This is a genomic window from Myxococcus faecalis (genome assembly GCF_050039385.1).
Taxonomy (GTDB): domain Bacteria; phylum Myxococcota; class Myxococcia; order Myxococcales; family Myxococcaceae; genus Myxococcus; species Myxococcus fulvus.
In genome coordinates, this window is sequence record NZ_CP144336.1 from 9,389,239 (window position 1) to 9,408,421 (window position 19,183).

At 69.8% G+C, this 19,183-nt stretch carries 17 protein-coding genes; 10 read left to right on the plus strand and 7 right to left on the minus strand.

The features are described from left to right. Positions 1–14 precede the first annotated feature (14 nt). Complete coding sequence (locus tag VZQ01_RS37685; RefSeq protein ID WP_141327971.1) at positions 15–572, plus strand: hypothetical protein; 558 nt, start codon at positions 15–17, stop codon at positions 570–572. A 4-nt stretch (positions 573–576) separates the two neighbouring features. Here the strand turns inward: VZQ01_RS37685 and VZQ01_RS37690 are convergent, their stop codons facing one another. Then, positions 577–1,458 carry a DNA integrity scanning protein DisA nucleotide-binding domain protein gene (locus VZQ01_RS37690; RefSeq protein ID WP_141327973.1) on the minus strand — a complete coding sequence of 294 codons (882 nt, stop codon included), beginning with the start codon at positions 1,456–1,458 and terminating at the stop codon, positions 577–579. 127 nt (positions 1,459–1,585) lie between these two features. On the opposite strand from VZQ01_RS37690, the gene VZQ01_RS37695 reads away from it, so the two are divergent. Beyond that, positions 1,586–1,948 (plus strand): TraR/DksA family transcriptional regulator, encoded by a 363-nt coding sequence (locus VZQ01_RS37695; protein ID WP_141327975.1) that lies wholly within the window; start codon positions 1,586–1,588, stop codon positions 1,946–1,948. A 77-nt stretch (positions 1,949–2,025) separates the two neighbouring features. Here VZQ01_RS37695 and VZQ01_RS37700 read toward each other — a convergent pair whose 3' ends face one another. Continuing rightward, positions 2,026–2,793 carry a double zinc ribbon and FHA domain-containing protein gene (locus VZQ01_RS37700; protein ID WP_174816797.1) on the minus strand — a complete coding sequence of 256 codons (768 nt, stop codon included), beginning with the start codon at positions 2,791–2,793 and terminating at the stop codon, positions 2,026–2,028. A gap of 114 nt (positions 2,794–2,907) precedes the next feature. On the opposite strand from VZQ01_RS37700, the gene VZQ01_RS37705 reads away from it, so the two are divergent. Further along, positions 2,908–4,602, plus strand: a complete 1,695-nt coding sequence (locus tag VZQ01_RS37705; protein WP_426746079.1) for a serine/threonine-protein kinase — start codon at positions 2,908–2,910, stop codon at positions 4,600–4,602. 327 nt (positions 4,603–4,929) lie between these two features. Here the strand turns inward: VZQ01_RS37705 and VZQ01_RS37710 are convergent, their stop codons facing one another. Then, positions 4,930–6,102, minus strand: coding sequence for an FHA domain-containing protein (locus VZQ01_RS37710; protein ID WP_267700621.1), 1,173 nt, complete (start codon positions 6,100–6,102; stop codon positions 4,930–4,932). A gap of 148 nt (positions 6,103–6,250) precedes the next feature. Between VZQ01_RS37710 and VZQ01_RS37715 the strand changes: the two genes are divergently transcribed. Then, entirely contained in the window at positions 6,251–8,464 is a 2,214-nt protein-coding gene (locus VZQ01_RS37715; RefSeq protein ID WP_046714383.1) for a RelA/SpoT family protein, read from the plus strand. 69 nt (positions 8,465–8,533) lie between these two features. After that, complete coding sequence (locus tag VZQ01_RS37720; protein ID WP_223747668.1) at positions 8,534–8,929, plus strand: RidA family protein; 396 nt, start codon at positions 8,534–8,536, stop codon at positions 8,927–8,929. A 91-nt stretch (positions 8,930–9,020) separates the two neighbouring features. On the opposite strand, the gene VZQ01_RS37725 is transcribed toward VZQ01_RS37720, so the two are convergent. Then, a complete protein-coding gene (locus VZQ01_RS37725) occupies positions 9,021–10,979 on the minus strand; it encodes a DsbA family protein (protein WP_426746080.1) in 1,959 nt (652 codons plus the stop codon). Positions 10,980–11,184: 205 nt separating this feature from the next. On the opposite strand from VZQ01_RS37725, the gene VZQ01_RS37730 reads away from it, so the two are divergent. Next, complete coding sequence (locus VZQ01_RS37730; protein WP_223747670.1) at positions 11,185–11,433, plus strand: sulfurtransferase TusA family protein; 249 nt, start codon at positions 11,185–11,187, stop codon at positions 11,431–11,433. A gap of 10 nt (positions 11,434–11,443) precedes the next feature. Here VZQ01_RS37730 and VZQ01_RS37735 read toward each other — a convergent pair whose 3' ends face one another. Both VZQ01_RS37735 and VZQ01_RS37740 read right to left on the minus strand, forming a co-directional pair. Continuing rightward, complete coding sequence (locus VZQ01_RS37735) at positions 11,444–12,352, minus strand: ABC transporter ATP-binding protein (RefSeq protein WP_223785184.1); 909 nt, start codon at positions 12,350–12,352, stop codon at positions 11,444–11,446. Next, the gene (locus VZQ01_RS37740) at positions 12,349–13,263 is read right to left on the minus strand and encodes an ABC transporter permease (RefSeq protein ID WP_223747672.1); all 915 of its coding nucleotides are present in this window, start codon (positions 13,261–13,263) and stop codon (positions 12,349–12,351) included. Before VZQ01_RS37740 ends, VZQ01_RS37735 begins: the two co-directional genes overlap by 4 nt. 154 nt (positions 13,264–13,417) lie before the next feature. Between VZQ01_RS37740 and VZQ01_RS37745 the strand changes: the two genes are divergently transcribed. Next, positions 13,418–14,890 (plus strand): penicillin-binding transpeptidase domain-containing protein, encoded by a 1,473-nt coding sequence (locus VZQ01_RS37745; RefSeq protein WP_267700625.1) that lies wholly within the window; start codon positions 13,418–13,420, stop codon positions 14,888–14,890. Positions 14,891–14,911: 21 nt separating this feature from the next. Here VZQ01_RS37745 and VZQ01_RS37750 read toward each other — a convergent pair whose 3' ends face one another. Beyond that, the gene (locus VZQ01_RS37750; protein WP_223785186.1) at positions 14,912–16,069 is read right to left on the minus strand and encodes a DUF4388 domain-containing protein; all 1,158 of its coding nucleotides are present in this window, start codon (positions 16,067–16,069) and stop codon (positions 14,912–14,914) included. Between the two features lie 21 nt (positions 16,070–16,090). On the opposite strand from VZQ01_RS37750, the gene VZQ01_RS37755 reads away from it, so the two are divergent. From VZQ01_RS37755 to VZQ01_RS37765, 3 genes are all read left to right on the plus strand, one after another. Further along, complete coding sequence (locus VZQ01_RS37755; protein ID WP_141326019.1) at positions 16,091–16,369, plus strand: glutaredoxin family protein; 279 nt, start codon at positions 16,091–16,093, stop codon at positions 16,367–16,369. Between the two features lie 120 nt (positions 16,370–16,489). Beyond that, positions 16,490–17,443 carry a GGDEF domain-containing protein gene (locus VZQ01_RS37760; RefSeq protein WP_223747675.1) on the plus strand — a complete coding sequence of 318 codons (954 nt, stop codon included), beginning with the start codon at positions 16,490–16,492 and terminating at the stop codon, positions 17,441–17,443. Between the two features lie 44 nt (positions 17,444–17,487). Then, positions 17,488–19,140, plus strand: coding sequence for a sigma-54-dependent transcriptional regulator (locus VZQ01_RS37765; protein ID WP_408890118.1), 1,653 nt, complete (start codon positions 17,488–17,490; stop codon positions 19,138–19,140). Positions 19,141–19,183: the final 43 nt, after the last annotated feature.

The window sequence follows — 19,183 nt, forward strand, 5'->3', positions numbered from 1 at the left end:
GCTTGCCGCACGCCATGTTCTTCGGCCTCTGGAAACGCAAGAAGGAGCGCTCCCGGCCAGTGGACCCGCTGGCCGCCTTCGACGAGCTGCTCGAGAACCTGGAGCGGCAGGCCTCCGAGCTGCGCAAGTCCGCGGCCACGCTGCTCGCCCTCAAGGGAGAGCTCACCCGCGCCGTGGAGCGCTACACGCGCCGCCTCACGGAGCTGGACGCGCGCCGCGCCACCGCGGAGTCCCGCTCCGACGCCAAGGCGGTGGCCGTGCTGAAGAAGGACCGCGTCCAGGCCGAGGCACTCCTCGCCTCCACCCGCGAGTCGCTGGAGCGTGCCGAGGCCGACGGTGCGCTGCTCCTGGAGGCCGCCGCGGAGCTGGGCGAGCGCGTGGAGGAGCTGCGCCGTGAGCGGGAGAGCGCCTCCGCGCGCCTGGTGATGGGCGGCATCGTCACCGACGCGTTGAAGGAGCGCGTGGCGCGCTTCGAACAGGCGCTGGTGGTGGACGCGGCGCGCGACGAGGTGGAGCGCGCGCACGCGCTGGCGGAGGTCTACCGCGAGGAGCTGCGGGAGAAGGCGGACTGAGGCTTCAGGTCCGGCGTGCCGTCTGGTGGAGCTCGAGGACGATGTTGCCGCCCTTGAAGAGGCGCACCGCGCCGGACGTCTGGCTCACCACCAGCGCGATGCAGTGCGTGGTGGAGGTGATGCCCGCGGCGGCGGCGTGCCGGGCGCCCAGGCCGAGCGGAATCTTCACCGCCTCGTCCGCGGAGGACAGGTAGCGCCCTGCGGCCAGCACCACGCCGTCCTCGCGGATGACGAAGGCGCCGTCGAGCACGCTGAAGTTCTTGATGGCCTCGCGAATCTTCGGGTCCAGCACGTTCCGCTCCGCCTCGGAGAGGCCCTGGAACGGATTGATGGTCATCTGCCGGCTCTTCTCCAGCACCGTCGTGTGGTCGCCGATGGTGATGATGGTGCCGATGGGGTGACCCTCGAAGCCCTCCTGACCGATCTGCAGCGCCAGCTGGATGAGCGCGTCCACCACCTGGGAGTTGAACTCCTCGCCCAGCTTCACGCCCTCGATGGCGAGCCGGTCATCCAACGAGCCACCGATTCGCATCTGCATCAGCGTGTCGGGAGCGCGCCCCACGCGCCCCGTCATGCAGAGCACCAGGTCGCCTTCCTTGAAGGCCCCCTGGGAGAGCGCGGAGACGAGCGCCACCTTCACCCGCTCGGTGCGCGAGTAGTCGTAGGCGGGGATGACGAGCGCGCGGACCTTCTTGAGCTGGTGCTCCTGTGCCAGCTTGTCCAGCGTCACCGCGTACACGAGCTTCTTGCGAGCAGGCCTGCCGCGCAGCTCCTCGGGAGGGATGGGCGTGTCGCAGATGTAGAGGAAGTGATCGACGTCACTCTTCGCGGCCAGGGAGAGGGCCGAGCGCAGGAACTCCCGATCGAACTTCGTGTTCTCGCTCAAACGCCCCTCCCTTCACCCGCAGTTCGTGACCACGTCAGCTTGACACCGAAGGCTCCCTGAATAAAGCTTTCGGGCCCTTTTTTTGGGGGACAGGGCCCAAAAACCCTCGCGTACTGGAGCGAAGGCTGTGAACCAGAAAGATCTCAAGCGTTACAAGAAGATGCTCGAGGACAGCAAGGCGAGCCTGCTCGAGAGCGCCAAGAAGACCCTGGTGGAGGAGTCGAGCTTCGACACCGACGATCTCCCCGACGAGATCGACCTGGCCTCTTCCGAGTATGCGCAGTCGATGGTGTTCAGACTCCGCGACCGCGAGAAGTTCCTGCTGCAGAAGATTGATAAGGCGCTCGAGCGCATCGAGAACGGCTCGTTCGGCGTCTGCGAGCGTTGCGAGGAGGACATCTCCCCCAAGCGGTTGGAGGCGCGTCCGGTGACGACGCTCTGCATCCGCTGCAAGGAAGAGCAGGAGAAGAAGGAGAAGTCCTACGGCTGATGGCCGTGGGGGTCCTTGGGGCCGCGCGGGAGGAGATGTCCCGTGCGGCCCGGGGAGTCAAAGCGCGGGGCGGTGCCTCAGGCCAGCGGTGCCTGGATCTCCACCCTCAAGAGCTGCCGACCGATGAGGTAGTGGTCACCGTTGTCGACGAAGGTCGGGCCGGCCAGCCGCATGAAGGTGCCGTTGGACGAGCCCACGTCGCGCACCGTCAGCCGGTCCTGGCGCACCTGCAGCACCGCGTGCCGGCCGGAGACGAAGCCGTCAGTGGGGAAGGTGAGGTCGCCTTGCTCGCGGCCCAGCAGGTTGTCGCCCTCGCGGAGCGGATAGGCCGCGCCCTTCAGGCCCCCCTCCAGCAGTTGGATGAGCCGCAGGCGGTAGCCGGGATCCGGTGAGCCCCAGACCTGGGTGCCTCCCGGGCCGGGTGTCGCGGTGGGGATGGGCTCCAGCACCAGCCGTTGCCGACCCAGACGCAGCTCGCCCCCGGGGGACAGCTCCCGCTCCTGGCGCAGGCGGACGAAGACGCCGTTGGCGCCTCCCACGTCCTCCACGGCCAGGCGCGCGCCGGAGAAGAAGAAGCGCATCTGCACGGGCATGATGAAGGGGTCGTCCGGGAGCGGGATGTCACCCTGCTGACCGCAGGTGAGGGTGTCGCGCTGCATGCGGACGACGGACTCGGGGCCGCCATCGGCCCGCACCACGCGGATGGAGACCTGGGGCCGCGAGGACAGGCTGGCCACGGCCATGACCATGGTGCCGGAGCGCAGCGGCGAGCCGCAGGCTCGGCAGACGGTGGCATCCCGGGGGTTCTCGGTGTCGCAGCGGGGGCAGTATTCCATCGCTTCCATGGGGCTGGGCGGGTTCTACCAGGGGTGGGGCGCGGTTGCTCGCATTGCGCGCGGCTTGCTCATCACCCGAGCGACGTGGTGAACTTCCAGCCCCACCCTTCGGGGACGTTTGACTTGCACTGCCCCTCCTGCGGCGCTGACGCCCAAGAATCCTCCCGTTTCTGCCCGGCCTGCGGCGCGACCCTCGTGCGCACGGCGGATGCTGACGACTACGTCGGCATGACGATTGCCCAGAAGTACCGGGTCGAGGCCCTCATCGGCGAGGGGGGCATGGGCAGGGTGTTCCGGGCCCGGCAGATCTCCCTCGACAAGGTGGTGGTGCTCAAGGTGCTGCGGCACACGTTGCTGTCGGACGAGCGCACCGTGGCGCGCTTCCAGCGCGAGGCCAAGGCGGCCAGCCGGCTCAACCACCGCAACTCCATCAGCGTGCTGGACTTCGGCCAGGCCGAGGACGGCGCGCTCTTCATCGCCATGGAGTACGTGGCGGGGCAGGACCTGCACCAGATTCTGAGCCGCGAGTGGCCGCTGGGCGAGGCGCGCGTGGTGCGCATCGTCAGCCAGGTGCTCGGCGCGCTGTCGGACGCGCACGGCGCGGGCGTCATCCACCGGGACCTGAAGCCCGAGAACATCATGGTGGAGCAGCGGCGCAACGAGCCGGACTTCGTCAAGGTGCTCGACTTCGGCATCGCGAAGATCACCGACTCCACGGACGACGGTCCGGCGCTCACCCGCGCGGGCTTCGTCTGCGGCACGCCCGAGTACATGTCGCCGGAGCAGGCGCGCGGGGCGCAGCTGGACCACCGCTCGGACCTGTACGCGGTGGGCGTCATCCTCTACCAGCTGATGACGGGGCTGCTGCCGTTCGAGTCCGACTCGGCGGTGGGCTTCGCCACCAAGCACCTCACCGAGGAGCCGCCGCCCCCGACGCGGCGCCGGCCCGACGCGCGCATCTCCCCGGCGATGGAGCGGCTCATCCTGCGCACGCTCTCCAAGGACCCGGATGATCGCCCGGCGAACGCGGAGGCCTTCCGCGCGGAGCTGCTGGCGGTGGAGAAGGAGCGCCGTCGCGAGGCGGCGGGCTCGCGGCGTCCCCAGCCCTCGGCCGTGCTGGCGCCGCTGCCGCGCAAGTCCGGCGGCCGCCCCGACGATGCCCGGGATGCCACGGCCCCCGGGTGGGGCAGCGAGATGACGGTGGAGGCCACGGTCCGCGCGCTTCCGGACGTGCTCTCGCCGCTGCCCTCGGGCGCCGACGTGATGCCCGCGACGCGGGAGAAGACCGACTCCGTCGTCCCCACGCAGCCCGGCGTCGGTGGGGGTGGACTGGCGTTCTTCTTCAAGTCGCTCACCGTGCTGCTGGTGCTGGGCGCGGGGCTCTTCTACGCCTACATCTATTACACGCAGGGCGCGGGGAAGGGCGGGGCCTCGCACTTCCCGATTCCCTCCAACGCCCCGGTTCCCGGCAGGACGGGGAGCGTCATCTCCGCGGATGCGGACCGGCCGCTGTACGACAGGATGATTCCCGCGGCCGATCGCAACCTGGAGCTGTCCAAGAAGCACTCGCAGGAGGGCGACCAGTCGCTGGAGCGCGGGAAGCTGGACATGGCCGCCACCAGCTACCTGAACGCGTTCGAGGCGAACCCGGACCCGGAGCTGGCGCTGAAGCTGGGCGAGGTCTACTGGCAGCGGGACCAGCAGGATGAGGCCCGTAACTGGTGGATGCGTCACCTGCGCGACGTGCGGGACTCGCGGGCCCGGGCGCTCATCGAGCAGCGGCTGGGCGGCAGCGTGGCCCGCCCGTCGGCTCCTTAGCGTCAGTGCGGTGGCGTCGGGTGGGGGTTGCCTGCCCGCGCCGACCCTGCCTCGTTCCCATGCAGGGCGGGGTGCTCGTCTTCGCTGGCGGGGGGCGTGCTGCCACGGACATGCTGAGACCGCGGAAGCGTCGTCCCCGAGAGGTGCCGCTCCGCGGAGGGGCCATCTTCCGTGGCGGCACCGAGTCTCGCGAGGCCCCGGCTTGCTATCGGGCCTCATCGAGGCATGACTCGTCTCGCCCGAAGCGGTCATGCGCTCCCGCGCATGCTCTGATGCGTGCTGCTCGTGGGACGTCCGTGGGCGCCCGAACGGAGCACACCCGCTCGCTCAGGCGAGCGTCTCCACCTGCAGCACGTGCTGGCCCAGGCGGACGCGGTCTCCCGGTCGCAGCGGGCGCTCCTCGCCGGGCGGGATTCGCACGTAGGTGCCCAGTCCTCCGGACAGGTCCCTGAGCAAGGCGCCCGTCGGTGTGGGGGACAGCTCGCAGTGCCGACCCGCGAGGCCCTCGTCGCCCGGGAAGCTCAGGTCGCAGTGGGCCTGTCCCAGCGTGAGCAGGGGCGCCGCCGTCACCACCGCGCGGCCACCTCGGCCGCCCATGATGACCTCCTCGACGCCGTACACCGCCTGCCCGAGCGGCACGGGCGCGCCGTACACCGTGGGCCGACCCGGCACCGGCGCGACGGGCTCCAGGCGCCCCGTGAAGCGGAACAGCCGCTGGCCCGCGCTGAAGTGCGTGCGCGCCGTGATGGCCTCGGTGCCCGCCACCGTGACGAACACCCCCGAGGCGCTGTTCTCGTCGCGCACGAAGAGCGCGCCGTCCTTCACCAGGAACGTCGCATGGAGCGGCGAGACGAACCCGTCATCCGGGAAGAGGATGGCGCCGCGCTGCCGGCCCACCACGCACCCCGTCACCGGCAGCTTGTAGCGCTGCCCCCGCGTGGACCCGGCGATGACCGCCAGCCCGAAGCGCGAGGCCGCCGGTGGAGGGCGGGGCGCCGCCACGGCCGGGGCGGAGGTCCCCGTGCGTCCGGGCATCGCCGCGTCGGGCACCGGCGGAGGCGGCCGGGTGTTCGCGGGGCCCTGCGGCGCGGCTCGGGGCGCCAGGGACGGAGGCGCGTTGCCCGCGGGCTGCGCCGCCGGAGGCCGGGTGTTCGCGGGGCGCTCCACCATCAACCCCGCGGCGGCCGTGGGGGGCGGCGTCCGGGCGGACGGCCTCATCCCCGGCGGAATGGCGCTGGGCGGGGGCGGGGTGGTGGGAGGACCCACGGGTTCGGAGCCCCGAGGCCCGGGGAAGGAGGCGACGGCCGCCGGGCGGCCTCCCTGGGGTGTCACGGCGGGCGGGGGGCGGCCCGTGGTGGCCGGCTTGGACGCGGGGGCCTTGGCGGTGGGCGCCTCCCCCGTGGCCTGGCCGCACAGCACACAGGTGGCCGAGCGCGGCGGATTGAACCCGTCACAGTTCGGGCAAACCACGGAGAGAGCCGACAACAAGAGCTGTGACATGGGCGGAGGCGAATCTACGAGCGCGTAAAACGTCGGGTCAACGAAAGCGAACGCGACGGGTGGGACAATCCCGGAAGAGAAATGTGACAGGCACTGTGGGGCAACGTTGCCCCCCCTCCGGCACGAAGTTACGATTCCCCCTGCTTCGATGATCCGCCTGAACGACATCCTCCAACGGGTTTCCTCGTACCACCCGGACCCCGACCTGGACATCATCAAGAAGGCCTACGTCTACTCGGCCAAGGTGCATCAGGGCCAACTGAGGAAGTCGGGAGAGCCCTATCTCGTCCACCCGCTGGAGGTCGCCGGCATCCTCGCCGACCTCAAGCTGGACGAGGCGTCCATCGTCACCGGGCTGCTCCACGACACCATCGAGGACACGCTCGCCACCGCCGAGGAGCTCACGGAGCTGTTCGGCGCCGAGGTGGCCCAGCTGGTCGACGGCGTCACCAAGCTGTCCAAGTTCTCCGCGTCCGCCAGCCTCTCCCAGGAGGAGAAGCAGGCGGAGAACTTCCGGAAGATGATCATCGCGATGGCGCAGGACATCCGCGTCATCCTCGTGAAGCTGGCCGACCGCACGCACAACATGCGGACGCTGGACCACATGAACGAGGAGAAGCAGGCGCGCATCGCCCAGGAGACGCTGGACATCTACGCGCCCCTGGCGAACCGGCTGGGCATCTCCTGGATCAAGACGGAGCTGGAGGACCTGAGCTTCCGCTACGTGAAGCCGCAGGAGTTCTTCGGGCTGCAGGAGAAGCTCAACAAGCGCAAGAAGGAGCGCGAGAAGTACATCGAGGACACCTGCGACCTGGTGCGCACCAAGCTGGCCGAGCGGAGCCTGAAGGGCGACGTGAGCGGCCGCTTCAAGCACGTCTACAGCATCTACAAGAAGATCAAGGCGCAGGGCATCGACTTCGATCAGATCCACGACATCATCGCGTTCCGCATCATCGCGCCCACCGCGCCCGCCTGCTACGAGGCGCTGGGCCTGGTGCACGAGATGTGGAAGCCGGTGCCGGGGCGCTTCAAGGACTTCATCGCGATCCCCAAGCCGAACATGTACCAGTCACTGCACACCACGGTGATTGGCCCCTTGAGCGAGCGCGTGGAGGTGCAGATCCGCACCGCGGAGATGCACAAGATCGCCGAGGAAGGCATCGCGGCCCACTGGAAGTACAAGGAGGGCAAGGCGGTCATCTCCAAGGATGACGAGAAGTTCGCCTGGCTGCGCCAGCTCATGGAGTGGCAGCAGGACCTGAAGGACCCCAAGGAGTTCCTCGAGACGGTGAAGGTGGACCTCTTCACTGACGAGGTCTTCGTCTTCACGCCCAAGGGCGACGTGCGCTCGCTGCCTCGCGGCGCGACGCCGGTGGACTTCGCGTACGCCATCCACTCGGACGTGGGCAACCGGTGCGTGGGCGCCAAGGTGAACGGAAAAATCGTTCCCCTGCGCTACAAGCTGAAGAACGGCGACACGGTGGAGGTGCTCACCAGCCCGCAGCAGCACCCGTCCAAGGACTGGCTCACCTTCGTCAAGACGAGCCGCGCGCAGCAGCGCATCCGCGGCTTCATCAAGCAGCAGCAGCGCGAGAAGAGCCTGCAGCTGGGCCGCGAGCTGACGGACCGCGAGCTCAAGCGCTTCCAGCTCAACTTCAACCGCCTGCTCAAGAACGGCGAGGTGAAGCGCGTCGCCGAGGAGCTGGGCTTCCGCGTCGAGGACGACCTGCTGGTGGCCGTGGGCTACGGCAAGGTGACGCCGCAGCAGCTGGTGCAGCGGCTGGTGCCCGAGGAGAAGCGCAACGAGGCGGAGGCCACGCCGCGAGGGGAGTCCTCCGGCAACGGCGCGTCCTCGGGGGGCTCGTCCATGCTGCCCGGCCTGTCGCGCGTGACGGACCTGGCCAAGCGCCTGGTGGGCCGCAGCAACCGCAGCGGCGTGCAGATTGGCGGCGTGGATGACGTGCTGGTGCGCTTCGGGCGGTGTTGCAACCCCGTCCCCGGCGACCCCATCGCCGGCTTCATCACCCGGGGACGGGGCGTCACGGTGCATACGGTGGGGTGCGAGAAGGCGCTCGCGACGGACCCCGAGCGGCGCGTGGACGTGAGCTGGGATGTGCGCGGTGACTTCAAGCGCCCCGTCACCCTGCGCGTGCTCACCGCGGACCGCACGGGCCTCTTGGCGGACATCTCCAACATCTTCTCGAAGAAGGGCGTCAACATCTCCCAGGCCAACTGTCGGGCCACCGGGGATGACCGGGCCGTGAACACCTTCGAGGTCATCATCTCCGACCTGAAGCAGCTCACGGACCTGATGCGCACCATCGAGCGCTTGAGCGGCGTGTACTCCGTGGAGCGAATCTAAAGGGCCGCCATTCGTGGTAGAGCGCCCAGGAAAATCCGGCGGCCACCTCCGGCCGCCCGACTCCTCGAGGTGCGCTCCATGGCTCGACAGACCATCCACTCGGACCAGGCCCCCAAGGCCATCGGTCCGTACTCGCAGGCGGTGCAGGTGGACTCGGGGAAGATGACCTTCCTCTCCGGGCAGATTCCCCTGGACCCCGTCACCATGGAGATGGTGCCGGGGGACGTCGTCGCCCAGGCGGAGCGGGTGATGCTCAACCTCCAGGCGGTGCTCAAGGCGGCCGGGCTGGACTTCAGCCACGTGGTGCGCAGCACCATCTACCTCACGGACCTGGGTGACTTCGCCCGCGTCAACGAGGTCTACGGCCGCTACTTCACCGGCGCCCCGCCGGCCCGCGCCACCGTCCAGGTCGCGGCGCTGCCGCGCGGCTCCAAGGTGGAGATCGACGCCATCGCCGTGTCCTGAAGTCCCGCGCCTCCACGGCGTGTGAAAGCAAGAGGCCGTCGGACCCAAGCGGTCCGACGGCCTCGAGTGCTTCAGGGCTGCAGCGAGCGGACTACTTGCGGTCCGCCGCCACCGCGCCGGCCTTCTTCAGCTCCTCATCGATGACGCGCTTGAAGGCGTCGAACGGCTGGGCGCCCACCAGGGTGCGGCCGTTGATGAAGAACGTCGGGGTGCCGGTGGCGCCCAGACGGCCGGCGTCCGCCGCGTCCGCCTCGATCTGCTGGGCGAACTTGTTGCTGTCCAGGGCGGCCTTGAACTTGTCCACGTTCAGGCCCAGCTCCTGCGCGTACTTGTCCAGCGAGGCCCGGTCCAGAGCGCGCTGGTTGGCGAAGAGCTTGTCGTGCATCTCCCAGAACTTGCCCTGCTCGTGCGCGGCCAGCGCGGCGGCCGCGGCGGCCTTGGCGTTGGCGTGCATGGGCAGCGGCTGGTTGCGGAAGGCCACCTTCACCTTGCCCTGGTACTGGTCCTCGATCTGCTTGAGCGTGGGGACCACGCGGCTGCAGAACGGGCACTCGAAGTCGGAGAAGGCGACGATGGTGACGGGCGCGTTCGCGGGGCCCTTCACCGGGGCGTTGCCGACGTCGACCTTCTGGACGGGCGGCTCGGCGGGGGCGCCGGGGGCGGCGGCGGCCGGGGCGTTGGCCACGTTGTCCGCGTTGAGCTTCGCGTACAGCTCCTCGGGCTTGGTGCCGGCGGCCAGCAGCTTGTCGGCCTTGGCGATCTCCTCGTCGATGAGGCGCTTGAAGGCGTCGAAGGGCTGCGCGCCCACGAGCTCACGGCCGTTGACGAAGAACGTCGGGGTGCCGTTGGCGCCCACGGCGCTGCCGGCGGCGCTGTCCGCCTCCACCTTCGCCTTGAACTTGCCGGAGTCGAGCGCGGCCTTGAACTTGGCGACGTTCAGACCCAGCTCCTGCGCGTACTTCTCCAGGGAGGCGCGGTCCAGGGCCTTCTGATTGGCGAAGAGCTTGTCGTGGTACTCCCAGAAGCGGCCCTGCTCACGCGCGGCCTCGGAGGCCTCGGCGGCCGCCTTGGCGTTGGCGTGGAAGGACAGCGGCTGGTGGCGGAACACCACGCGCACGTCCTTGGGGTAGTCCTTCTTGATCTGCGTCAGCGTGGGGACGGCGCGGCTGCAGAACGGGCACTCGAAGTCGGACCACTCGACGATGGTCACCTTGGCGGTGGCCGGGCCGAAGGAGGCCGAGTCGGCCGGCACGTCGATCTTCTTCACCGCGGGGGCCTGCTGCTGCTGCTGGGCCGCCTTGGGGGCGGCGCGCTCGGCGCCCTTCTCGATGATCTTCGCGTAGACCTGGGCCGGGCGGACGCCGCCCTTCACCAGGGCCTCGGCCTTGCCGAGCTCCTCGTCGATGAGCGCCTTGAAGTTGTCGATGGGCTGCGCGCCGGAGAGGAAGCGGCCGTTGATGAAGAAGGCGGGCGTGCCGCTCGCGCCGAGCTGGCCGGCCAGCGTCTGGTCCTTCTGGATGACCTCGGACAGCGCGGGGCTGGCCATGTCGGCCTTCCACTTGTCCAGGTTCAGGCCCAGCTCCTTGGCGTACTGCTCCAGGGAGGCGTCATCCAGCTTCTTCTGGTTGGCGAAGAGCTTGCCGTGCATCTCCCAGTACTTGCCCTGCTCGCCAGCGGCCAGCGCCGCGAGGGACGCGGGCTTGGCGCGAGCGTGGAAGGAGAGCGGGTTCTGCTTCATCACCACGCGCAGCTTCTTGCCGTACTCCTCCTCCAGCTTCTCCACCGTGACGTTCGCACGGCTGCAGAAGGGGCACTCGTAGTCCGAGAACTCGACCAACGTGACGAGGGCCTCGGGGTTGCCCCGGGTGGGGGAACCCTCGACGGGAACCTTGAACACGGTGGGGTCCACCGGACGGCGCGCGGGGTTGGCCTGACCAGCCTGAGCGGCGGGCTTGGTTTCGGCCTTCGTGGGAGAGCCGCTGTAGACGCGGCCGCCGACGAAACCAAGCACCAGGCCGACCAGCAGGGCCACGATGATATTGGGCTTCATGGGTGGGTTCTGCTCCTTCGCCATAGGTCCGACTCCGGCCCCGAGCGTGGATGTACGAGAAAAGTCGAGAGGGCCGGGGTACTTAACAGAGGGATTTCCAGACACGCAAGCCGAGTGGAAGCCCTCCGGGCTCGCCACCAAGGCCCCTCAGGGGCCCGAAAACTGGGCGGTTCTCGGAAAAATTCCGCACGCTCGGATCTCACCCATGGGAGACAGTTCGCGGATGGACAACAGCGTGCGAGTGGACACCTCCGGCAGGCCTTGTCCGGTGCCCATCCTGGAGATCGCCAAGGCGATGCGGCGGCTGCCCGTCGGCACGCTCGTGGAGCTGGTCTCCACCGACAGGGGCCTGGAGGCGGATCTGCCCGCCTGGTGCGAGGCCACGGGCCACGAGCTCGTCCGCCTGGAGCGCAGGGAGACGAGCTACGTGGGCTGGGTCCGCAAGGTGGGTTGAAACCCGGTGGCTACAGCAACTGGAGGACGCGATCCTCCAGGCGCCGGCCGCGGCTTACGCCGAGGATGAGCACGCCGCTCTGGAGCAGGTGGGCCACGACGCGGCTGATGACCTCCTCGGGAGGCACCTGACCGCCGAAGCGCACCACGAGGACGTGCTCGCCCTCCAGGCGCGCGTCGGTGACGTGGGGGAGGGTGGCGATCTCCGGTGGGATGACGGTGCCGCGGGCGATCTGCACGCGGAACTCCGCGCCCTGGCCGGTGAGCTCGGACATGCTGCCGTCCTGCGCCAGCGTGCCCTTGTCGAGGATGGCCGCCGCGTCGCACAGCTCCTCCAGTTCCTGGAGGTTGTGGCTGGAGACCACCACCGTCTGGCGGCCCTTCATGTCCTTGATGACCTGGCGCACCTGCGCGGCGATGCGGGGGTCCAGTCCGGCGGTGGGCTCGTCGAGCAGCACCAGCGGGGGCTGCCCCATGAGCGCCTGCGCCATCGCGGTGCGCTTGGCCATGCCGTGGCTGAGCGCCTGCGTCTGGACGTTCCAGGCCTCCAGCAGCCCGACCTTCTCCAGCGCCTCGCGGGCCTCGCGCTCGGGGGCGTCGAGGTCGGACAGCTTCGCCCAGTACATCAGGAGCGCGCCCACCTCCCAGCCGGGGGGCAGCACCGCGTCCTGGGGCAGGGCGCCCAGCCGGCCCTTGAGGGCGCCGGGGGTGGTGGGGTCCACGTCCATGACCTTGAGCGTGCCCTCGGATGGATAGAGGTAGCCGCACATCATGGAGAAGGTGGTCGTCTTGCCAGCGCCGTTGGGGCCGATGAGGCCGTACACCGCGCCCCGGGGCACGGAGAAGCTGACGTTGTTGACCGCGACCTTGGGGCCGAAGCGCTTGGTGATGCCGAACAACTCGATGGCCAGCTCGCTCACAGGTCCCTCGCGCGCAGGGCGCCGTAGGCCCCCAGCAGGAAGATGGTCGCGAAGCCCGCGTAGGCCGCGCCGCTCACACCGAACTCGGTGAAGCTCGGGTGCAGCAGGTCCCCGGCGTAATAGGAGGGCGACAGGTAGCGCAGGAACCGCAGCGCTCCCTCCTGCTGGCCCGACGCCGCGTCCACCGCGCTGGAGGCCCGGCCCACGGTGTCCATCAGCCAGAAGACGAACAGCAGGATGAAGTTGAAGACCAGGCTCACCGCGGGGCTGCGGAAGAGGCTGGAGCACAGCGTGGTGAGCGCCACGTAGGACAGCGAGAAGACGATGGCGGCCATCCAGAACTTGAGCAGGTTGAGGCTCAGCGCGGCGAAGCCGAAGTCCGGGTTGGCGATGCGCGCGTAGATGAAGATGGCCAGGTCGATGACGAGCACCAGGCCCACCAGCAGCGCCGCCTGGGACAGGAACTTGCCCAACAGCACCGAGGAGCGGCGGGCGCGCACCGTGAGGTAGCGCATGGAGCGCGGGCCGACTTCACCGCTGATCTGATCGAACCCCATCAGCGCGACGTAGGCGGGCAGGAAGAAGAGGGTGACCTTGAAGACGAGCAGCACCTCGATGGGCACCTGCGCCAGGGCCTCCATCATCGCGGTGTCGTTGCTGGTGAGGAAGCCCAGCACCCCCTTGCGCATCTCCTCGGCGAAGCGAGCGGACGTGTCCGCGTCCGCGCCGCCGGCCTCGGCGAGCTTCTGGTTCACCGCGGCGCGGACTTCACGGGCGAGCCAGCCGACCACCAGCAGCACCAGCGCGGAGAACATGCTGTAGAGCCCGAGCAGCACCACCGCGCGCCCGCTGCGCACGGCCCGGCGCAGCTCCGCGCTCCAGATGACCAGGGTTTCTTTCAGTCCGTCCAAAGTGTGGGGGACCCTACTGGGGAGGTGCACACGCCGTCGCCTGGTTTTTGACGAGGGCGCCGTTCGGGCGGGCAGGGAAGCGTCCGTGGACAGCGGGCCGCCAGCCGCTAGGATTCGCCTGCCTCGCCCCCTCCTCGCCCCCCTCGCGCCGCACATGACGATTCGCCGACGACTCCTGTCCGCCGCCGCCCTGCTGCCGCTCTCCCTCCTGCTGGGCGCGAACGCGTCCCCGCCCGGGAGCGCTCCGGCCGTGGGCCCGGAGGACGCGGGCGTCGTGGCGTCCTCCCCGGAGGCGGGGAGCGTGGCGATGGCGCCCGAGGACGCGGGGCCCGGGGCCCACGCGGGCGGCGGCGGTCCGCTGGAGGCCCAGGGAATTCCGGGAGAGGACGGCGGCTCGGACTCGGAGGCGGTGGCGGCGGCCGCGGTGCAGGGCGGGGCGGACGGTGGGCTGGCCACGCTGGTGACGGTGCCCGGGCTGGTGCCGCCCTCGCCGGTGCCCTCGCGGCTGACGGCGCCTCCCATCACCACGCTGCGGACGATGGCGAAGTCCCAGGACCTGCTGGCGCGCGCGAAGCTGCAGGGTGAGCGACTGGTGGTGAAGGAGAAGAACGGTGAGGAGAAGGTGCTCACCGTGGACCCGGTGCTCCAGGCGCAGTTGACGAAGATCCTCCGCGACTACGAGGTGCCGTACGGCGCGGCCGTGGTGCTGGAGCCGTCGACGGGGCGGGTGCTGGCGCTGGCGGAGCACTCGGCGGCGCAGCCGGAGCTGCGGGGGCTGCCGTTCCGCGCGGTGTTCCCGGCGGCGAGCATCTTCAAGATCGTCACGGGCAGCGCGCTCCTCGAGGCCGGTGTCTCGCCGGAGATGGAGGAGTGCTTCCACGGCGGCAAGCGGCGGCTGACGGAGCGGCACCTGGAGGACAGCGAGCGGGACGGGGCCTGCTATTCCCTGGCGATGGCGATGGGCAAGAGCGCCAACGTCATCTTCGCCAAGCTGACGCAGAAGCACCTCTCCGCGGAGGTGCTGCGGCACATGGCCGCGCGCTTCCGCTTCAATCGCGCCATCGACTTCGTGGTGCCCACGGACGTGTCGCTCGCGGCGGTGCCGGAGGAGGGCTTCGCGCTGGCGAACACGGGGGCGGGGTTCGGGGATGTCTACCTCTCGCCGCTGCACGGCGCGCTGGTGGCGTCCGTGGCCGCGAACGATGGGCTGTGGGTGGCCCCGGTGCTGGTGGAGCCCGAGCCTCGGCCCGGCGTGTTGCTGCCCCCCGAGGAGCCCGAGCGCGTGCTGACGTCCGAGGCGGCGAAGGCGCTGACCGACATGCTGGAGACGACCGTCACGCACGGCACCGCGCGCGGCGTCTTCCGGGAGCGGCACTTCCGCGTGGACGACGCGGTGGGCAAGACGGGCACGCTCGCGGACCGCAATCCCTTCCGGGACTACTCGTGGTTCGTCGGCTTCGCGCCCCGGGACAACCCGCGCGTCGCCGTGGCCGCGCTCGTGGTCAATGACCCGAAGTGGCGCATCCGGGGAACGTGGCTCGGACGTGAGGCCATCCGGCTCGGACTCGAGCGAGTGCCCGCGCCCGTCGAAGTCACCGCGCCCGCGTCGGCGGCTGGCAAGCACTGAGCGCGAGGCCCGCGTGGCCTCCTACCGCGCGGTGAGCTTCACCAGCCCCATGTCCACGAAGCCGTGGAGGAACTTCAGCGCGTCGAGCTCCTGCAGCGGCGACACGTGGACGATGGCGGCGATGTCCCGCCGTCCGTCGATGCGCGACAGCAGGTAGCGCTCCGGCGCGGTGAGCTGGAGCGTCTTGAGGTTCGCGGGCGCCACCAGCAGCGCCGGCACCTTCGCCGAGTCCATCAGCTCCCGCCGCAGCTCGGCCAGCAGCTTCTCCTGCGCCGACTTCACCAGCGCCGCGGAGCGGGGCGACGGGGACATCTCATGCGCCTGCCGCGCGAGCGCCTCGCCATCCCGGACATTGCCCGCGTCCAGGAAGAGCTGCGCTGCCTGCAGCACCTCGTCCGAGGACGACTCCGCGCCGATGACGCCGCCCTCCTGCTTCTCCTCCTCCACCACCGCCGCCGTGACGGGGACGGGCGCCTCGTCCGACACCTTCACCGCGTCCAGGCGATAGAGCGCGTACAGCCGCTGGTACAGGAAGAAGTCCGTGGCGTGCAGCGCCCGCGCCATCCCGTCGATGCTCAGCCCGTCATGGATGAGCTGGATGATGCGCTCGTCCATGCTGCCGGGCTTGCGCTCGGGCAGCTTGCGCTCGTCCACCGCCAGCCGCGTGCCGCCCGTGGGGAACACCGCGCGGATGGCCTCCCACGCCGTCTCCCGGAACTCGCCCTCGCGGTGGATGTCCACCAGGTCCACTTCCACATCCAACCCGGCGATGTCCGGCGCCGTGTCCGAGGCCTCGAAGGTGAACTCCCCCTCCTGCCAGTGGAAGGCGTCCAACATCATCTCCCGGAACTTGTGGCTCAACGTCGAGCGCGCCATCGCCTCCGGCACCACTCCCGACGTCGCCAGCACCTTGCCCAGGAACACCCGCGTCTGGGCTTGCGTGGCGAAGGCCTTCTCCAACTGGGCCTCCGTCAGATGCCCCATGTTGATGAGGAATTGACCGAAGAACTCCCGAGGCTGATTGGAGCTGGCGCAAACGACCTGCCCGTCACGCAGGACCCATTGCTTGCGCACGTCCCCGCGCTCCACCTTGAGCGAGCCCGTGGCCCGTCGGTTCCCGAGGTAGACGACGAGGTCCTTGAGGGGCATCGTCGAGAAGTCACCAGTCAGGCCGCGCATCGGCCGTCCATCCTGCACGCCATGAGAGTCGAGATCTACTCGAAACCCAAATGCTCGCTCTGCGACAAGGCAGCCGACGTCGTGGAGGCCGTCCGCGCTCGCATCCCCTTCGAGCTGCGGCTCATCTCCATCCTGGAGTCCCCGGAACTGTTCGAGCGGTGGCGCTACGACATCCCGGTGATCGTCATCGACGGGGTGCCCGCCTTCAAATACCGCGTCACGGAGGCCGAGCTGGAGGCCCGGCTGCGTGAAGTCCAAGGTGGCATGTCCATTGCTAAAACCGCTGCCCAGGATGGGTAGCCGAATGCCCTTCCCCAGGAAATCCGGGGGGATGAAGAGGTCAGGGAAGGGCTGGAGACTGTAATTCCGGGCACGCGCCGGAGGAGCGGTGGAGAAAATTCTGGTGGGGAGGCGGATGTGGTGAGCGTTCGACGCAAGCGGGTGGGGAAGGCGGGACAGCCGCCCACCGTGCTGCTCATCGAGCCGAGGGCGGACGACCTGGAGCGGACCCGGATGCTCCTCGGGGAGGCCGGCTTCCGTGTGGTTCCCGTGACTCGCTTCGACGCGGCGGTGCCGCTGTTCGAGGTCATCCGGCCGGAGGCGGTGATCCTCGCGGTGCAGGCGCCCGACTTCAGCGCCGTGCAGGTGGCCCGGCGGCTGCGGCAGCTCAGCCGAGGCACCGTGCCCCTGCTGTACATGGTGGACCCCCAGGACGCGGGGGCCTACCAGCACTGCCTGGAGAAGGGGCAGTGCGTGGACGTGGTGCCGCGCGGGGGCAGCGGGGCGGAGCTGGCGGTGAAGCTGCACGCGCAGCTGCGGCTGAAGGCCGCGGTCCTGCGGGCCGCGGCGGGTGAGGAAGAGGACACGGCGCTGGCGCTGCATGACCCGGTGACGGGCGTCTACAACAAGCCGTTCCTGCTGGCGCTGATGGGGTTGGAGGTGCGCCGGTGCGAGCGCTACGGCGGGACGTTCTCCGTGGTGGCGGCGGAGGTGGGGGGCTGGAGCGCGCTTCGCAAGGAGTACGGGCGGGGCATGGCGGAGCGTCTGCTGGTGTACAGCGCGGTGGTGCTGGGGCAGACGGTCCGCGAGGCGGACGCGGTGGCCCGGGTGGGCGACAGCCAGTTCGCGCTGATGTTGCCGGGCACGCCCGCGGAGGCGGTGCCGGTGTTGTTGTCGCGGGTGGCCGCGAGGTTCGAGGCGGCCCGCTTCCAGGTGGATGGACGGGTGGTGCGCACCACGTTGGAGCTGGGGGCCGTGAGCTTCCCGGACACCGTGGGGACGCCGATGCAGCTCTTGAGCGCGGCGCAGCAGGAGATGCGGCGCACGCGTGAATTTCGTCGACTGACCGGGTCCATGACCCGGCTCTCGGTGTGAGGATGGGCGGAGGTTCGATGCAGAGGGCGAGCGGAGGCGAGGGGATGGATCGGATCGCGGTGCTGGTGGTGGATGACGAGGAGTCGGTTCGCACCTTCCTGTCCGAGTTGCTTGGGAGCGCGGGCTATCAGGTGCGCTGTGCGTCCAGTGGCGCGCAGGCGCTGGAGATGCTCGCGGGAGGCTCGTTCGACGCGGTGTTGCTGGACGTCGTCATGCCCGAGATGAGCGGCCTGGAGGTGTTGCGCCGCTACCGGGGGCAGGGCGGCAACGCCCCCGTCGTCGTCCTCAGCGGCCTGACGGGCGCGGACGACGCGGTGCGGGCGATGAAGATGGGCGCCAGCGACTACCTGTCCAAGCCGTTGGGCAATGACGAGCTGCAGGACGCGCTGGCGCGCGCCCTGGGGACGCGTGCCCCGGAGCGTCAGCCGGTGGTCCAGGGCGTGGCGCCCCGGCCGGTGGTGGACACGGGCGCGGACGCGCGCGTGCTCATCTCCACGTCGCCGTCCATGCGTCGGGCGCGCGCGCTGGTGGAGCGCATCGCGAACGAGAACGTCCCGGTGCTGCTGTTGGGCGAGTCCGGCACGGGCAAGGAGGTCATCGCGCGTGAGATCCACGCGCGCAGCCAGCGCCGCGGCCGTCCCTTCATCAAGGTGAACTGCGCGGCGCTGCCGGGCGAGCTGCTGGAGAGCGAGCTGTTCGGCCACGAGCGCGGCGCCTTCACGGGCGCCACGGCGGAGAAGCCCGGCAAGTTCGAGCTGGCCGACCAGGGCACCATCTTCCTGGACGAGATTGGCGAGATGGCCATCCGGCTGCAGGCCAAGCTGCTCCAGGTGCTGCAGGACGAGGAGTTCTTCCGCGTCGGTGGCAAGAAGAGCGTGCGCGTGGACAGCCGCGTGGTGGTGGCGACCAACCGCGACCTCGAGAAGGAGATTGCCCTGGGCAACTTCCGCGAGGACCTCTACTACCGCCTCAACGTGGTGGCCATCCGGCTGCCGCCCCTGCGCGAGCGGCGCGAGGACGTGATGCCGCTGACGGACCACTTCCTCAAGAAGTACGGCCGCCAGTACATCTCCGGCGTCAACGAGCTGCCCACCGAGGTGCTCCAGGCCTTCGCGGACTACGACTGGCCGGGCAACGTGCGCGAGCTGGAGAACATGGTGCGCCGGCTGTGCGTGCTGAAGGACCCGACGCTGGTGCTCGACGAGCTCCACGGCGAGGGCCGCGCTCCCGCGAGCGCCCCGTCGTTGCCCACCGCGTACGCCGGCGACGACAGCGTCTACGGCGGCCGGGGCATGGAGGAGCCCGTGCGCGCGCCGCCGGCCTCGTCCGTCCAGGTGCTGGAGATGCCCTCGCGCAACGTGGCCGGCGCCACGGCCCTGTCCCACATGCAGCCGCACGCGCCGACGCCCGTGGTGCACGAGCCGCTCAACTCGGTGATTCCGGCGCCGCGCTACGTCAACCCGTTCGACGTGCCCCAGCCTCCGCCTCCGCCCCCGCCGACGGGCGAGCTGTCGCTGAAGGACATCGGCAAGCGCGCGGCGATGCTGGCCGAGCGCGAGGCCATCCTCGCGATGCTCCAGCGCACCGCGTGGAACAAGCGGCGCGCGGCCGGCAAGCTGCGCATCAGCTACAAGGCGCTGCTCTACAAAATCAAGGAGTGCGGAATCATCGACCCGCGCGCCAGCGCGGAGCTGTAGTCGACACGTCCCGCCTTGCGTTCGCCCCCCGCTCCCGTTATCG

Coding starts and splice junctions, on each gene's coding strand:
- VZQ01_RS37685 (WP_141327971.1), top strand. CDS start 15: ATGTTCTTCGGCCTCTGGAAACGCAAGAAGGAGCGCTCCCGGCCAGTG.
- VZQ01_RS37700 (WP_174816797.1), bottom strand. CDS start 2,793: ATGGAAGCGATGGAATACTGCCCCCGCTGCGACACCGAGAACCCCCGG.
- VZQ01_RS37710 (WP_267700621.1), bottom strand. CDS start 6,102: ATGTCACAGCTCTTGTTGTCGGCTCTCTCCGTGGTTTGCCCGAACTGT.
- VZQ01_RS37715 (WP_046714383.1), top strand. CDS start 6,251: ATGATCCGCCTGAACGACATCCTCCAACGGGTTTCCTCGTACCACCCG.
- VZQ01_RS37725 (WP_426746080.1), bottom strand. CDS start 10,979: ATGAAGCCCAATATCATCGTGGCCCTGCTGGTCGGCCTGGTGCTTGGT.
- VZQ01_RS37730 (WP_223747670.1), top strand. CDS start 11,185: ATGGGAGACAGTTCGCGGATGGACAACAGCGTGCGAGTGGACACCTCC.
- VZQ01_RS37745 (WP_267700625.1), top strand. CDS start 13,418: ATGACGATTCGCCGACGACTCCTGTCCGCCGCCGCCCTGCTGCCGCTC.
- VZQ01_RS37750 (WP_223785186.1), bottom strand. CDS start 16,069: ATGCGCGGCCTGACTGGTGACTTCTCGACGATGCCCCTCAAGGACCTC.
- VZQ01_RS37755 (WP_141326019.1), top strand. CDS start 16,091: ATGAGAGTCGAGATCTACTCGAAACCCAAATGCTCGCTCTGCGACAAG.
- VZQ01_RS37765 (WP_408890118.1), top strand. CDS start 17,488: ATGGATCGGATCGCGGTGCTGGTGGTGGATGACGAGGAGTCGGTTCGC.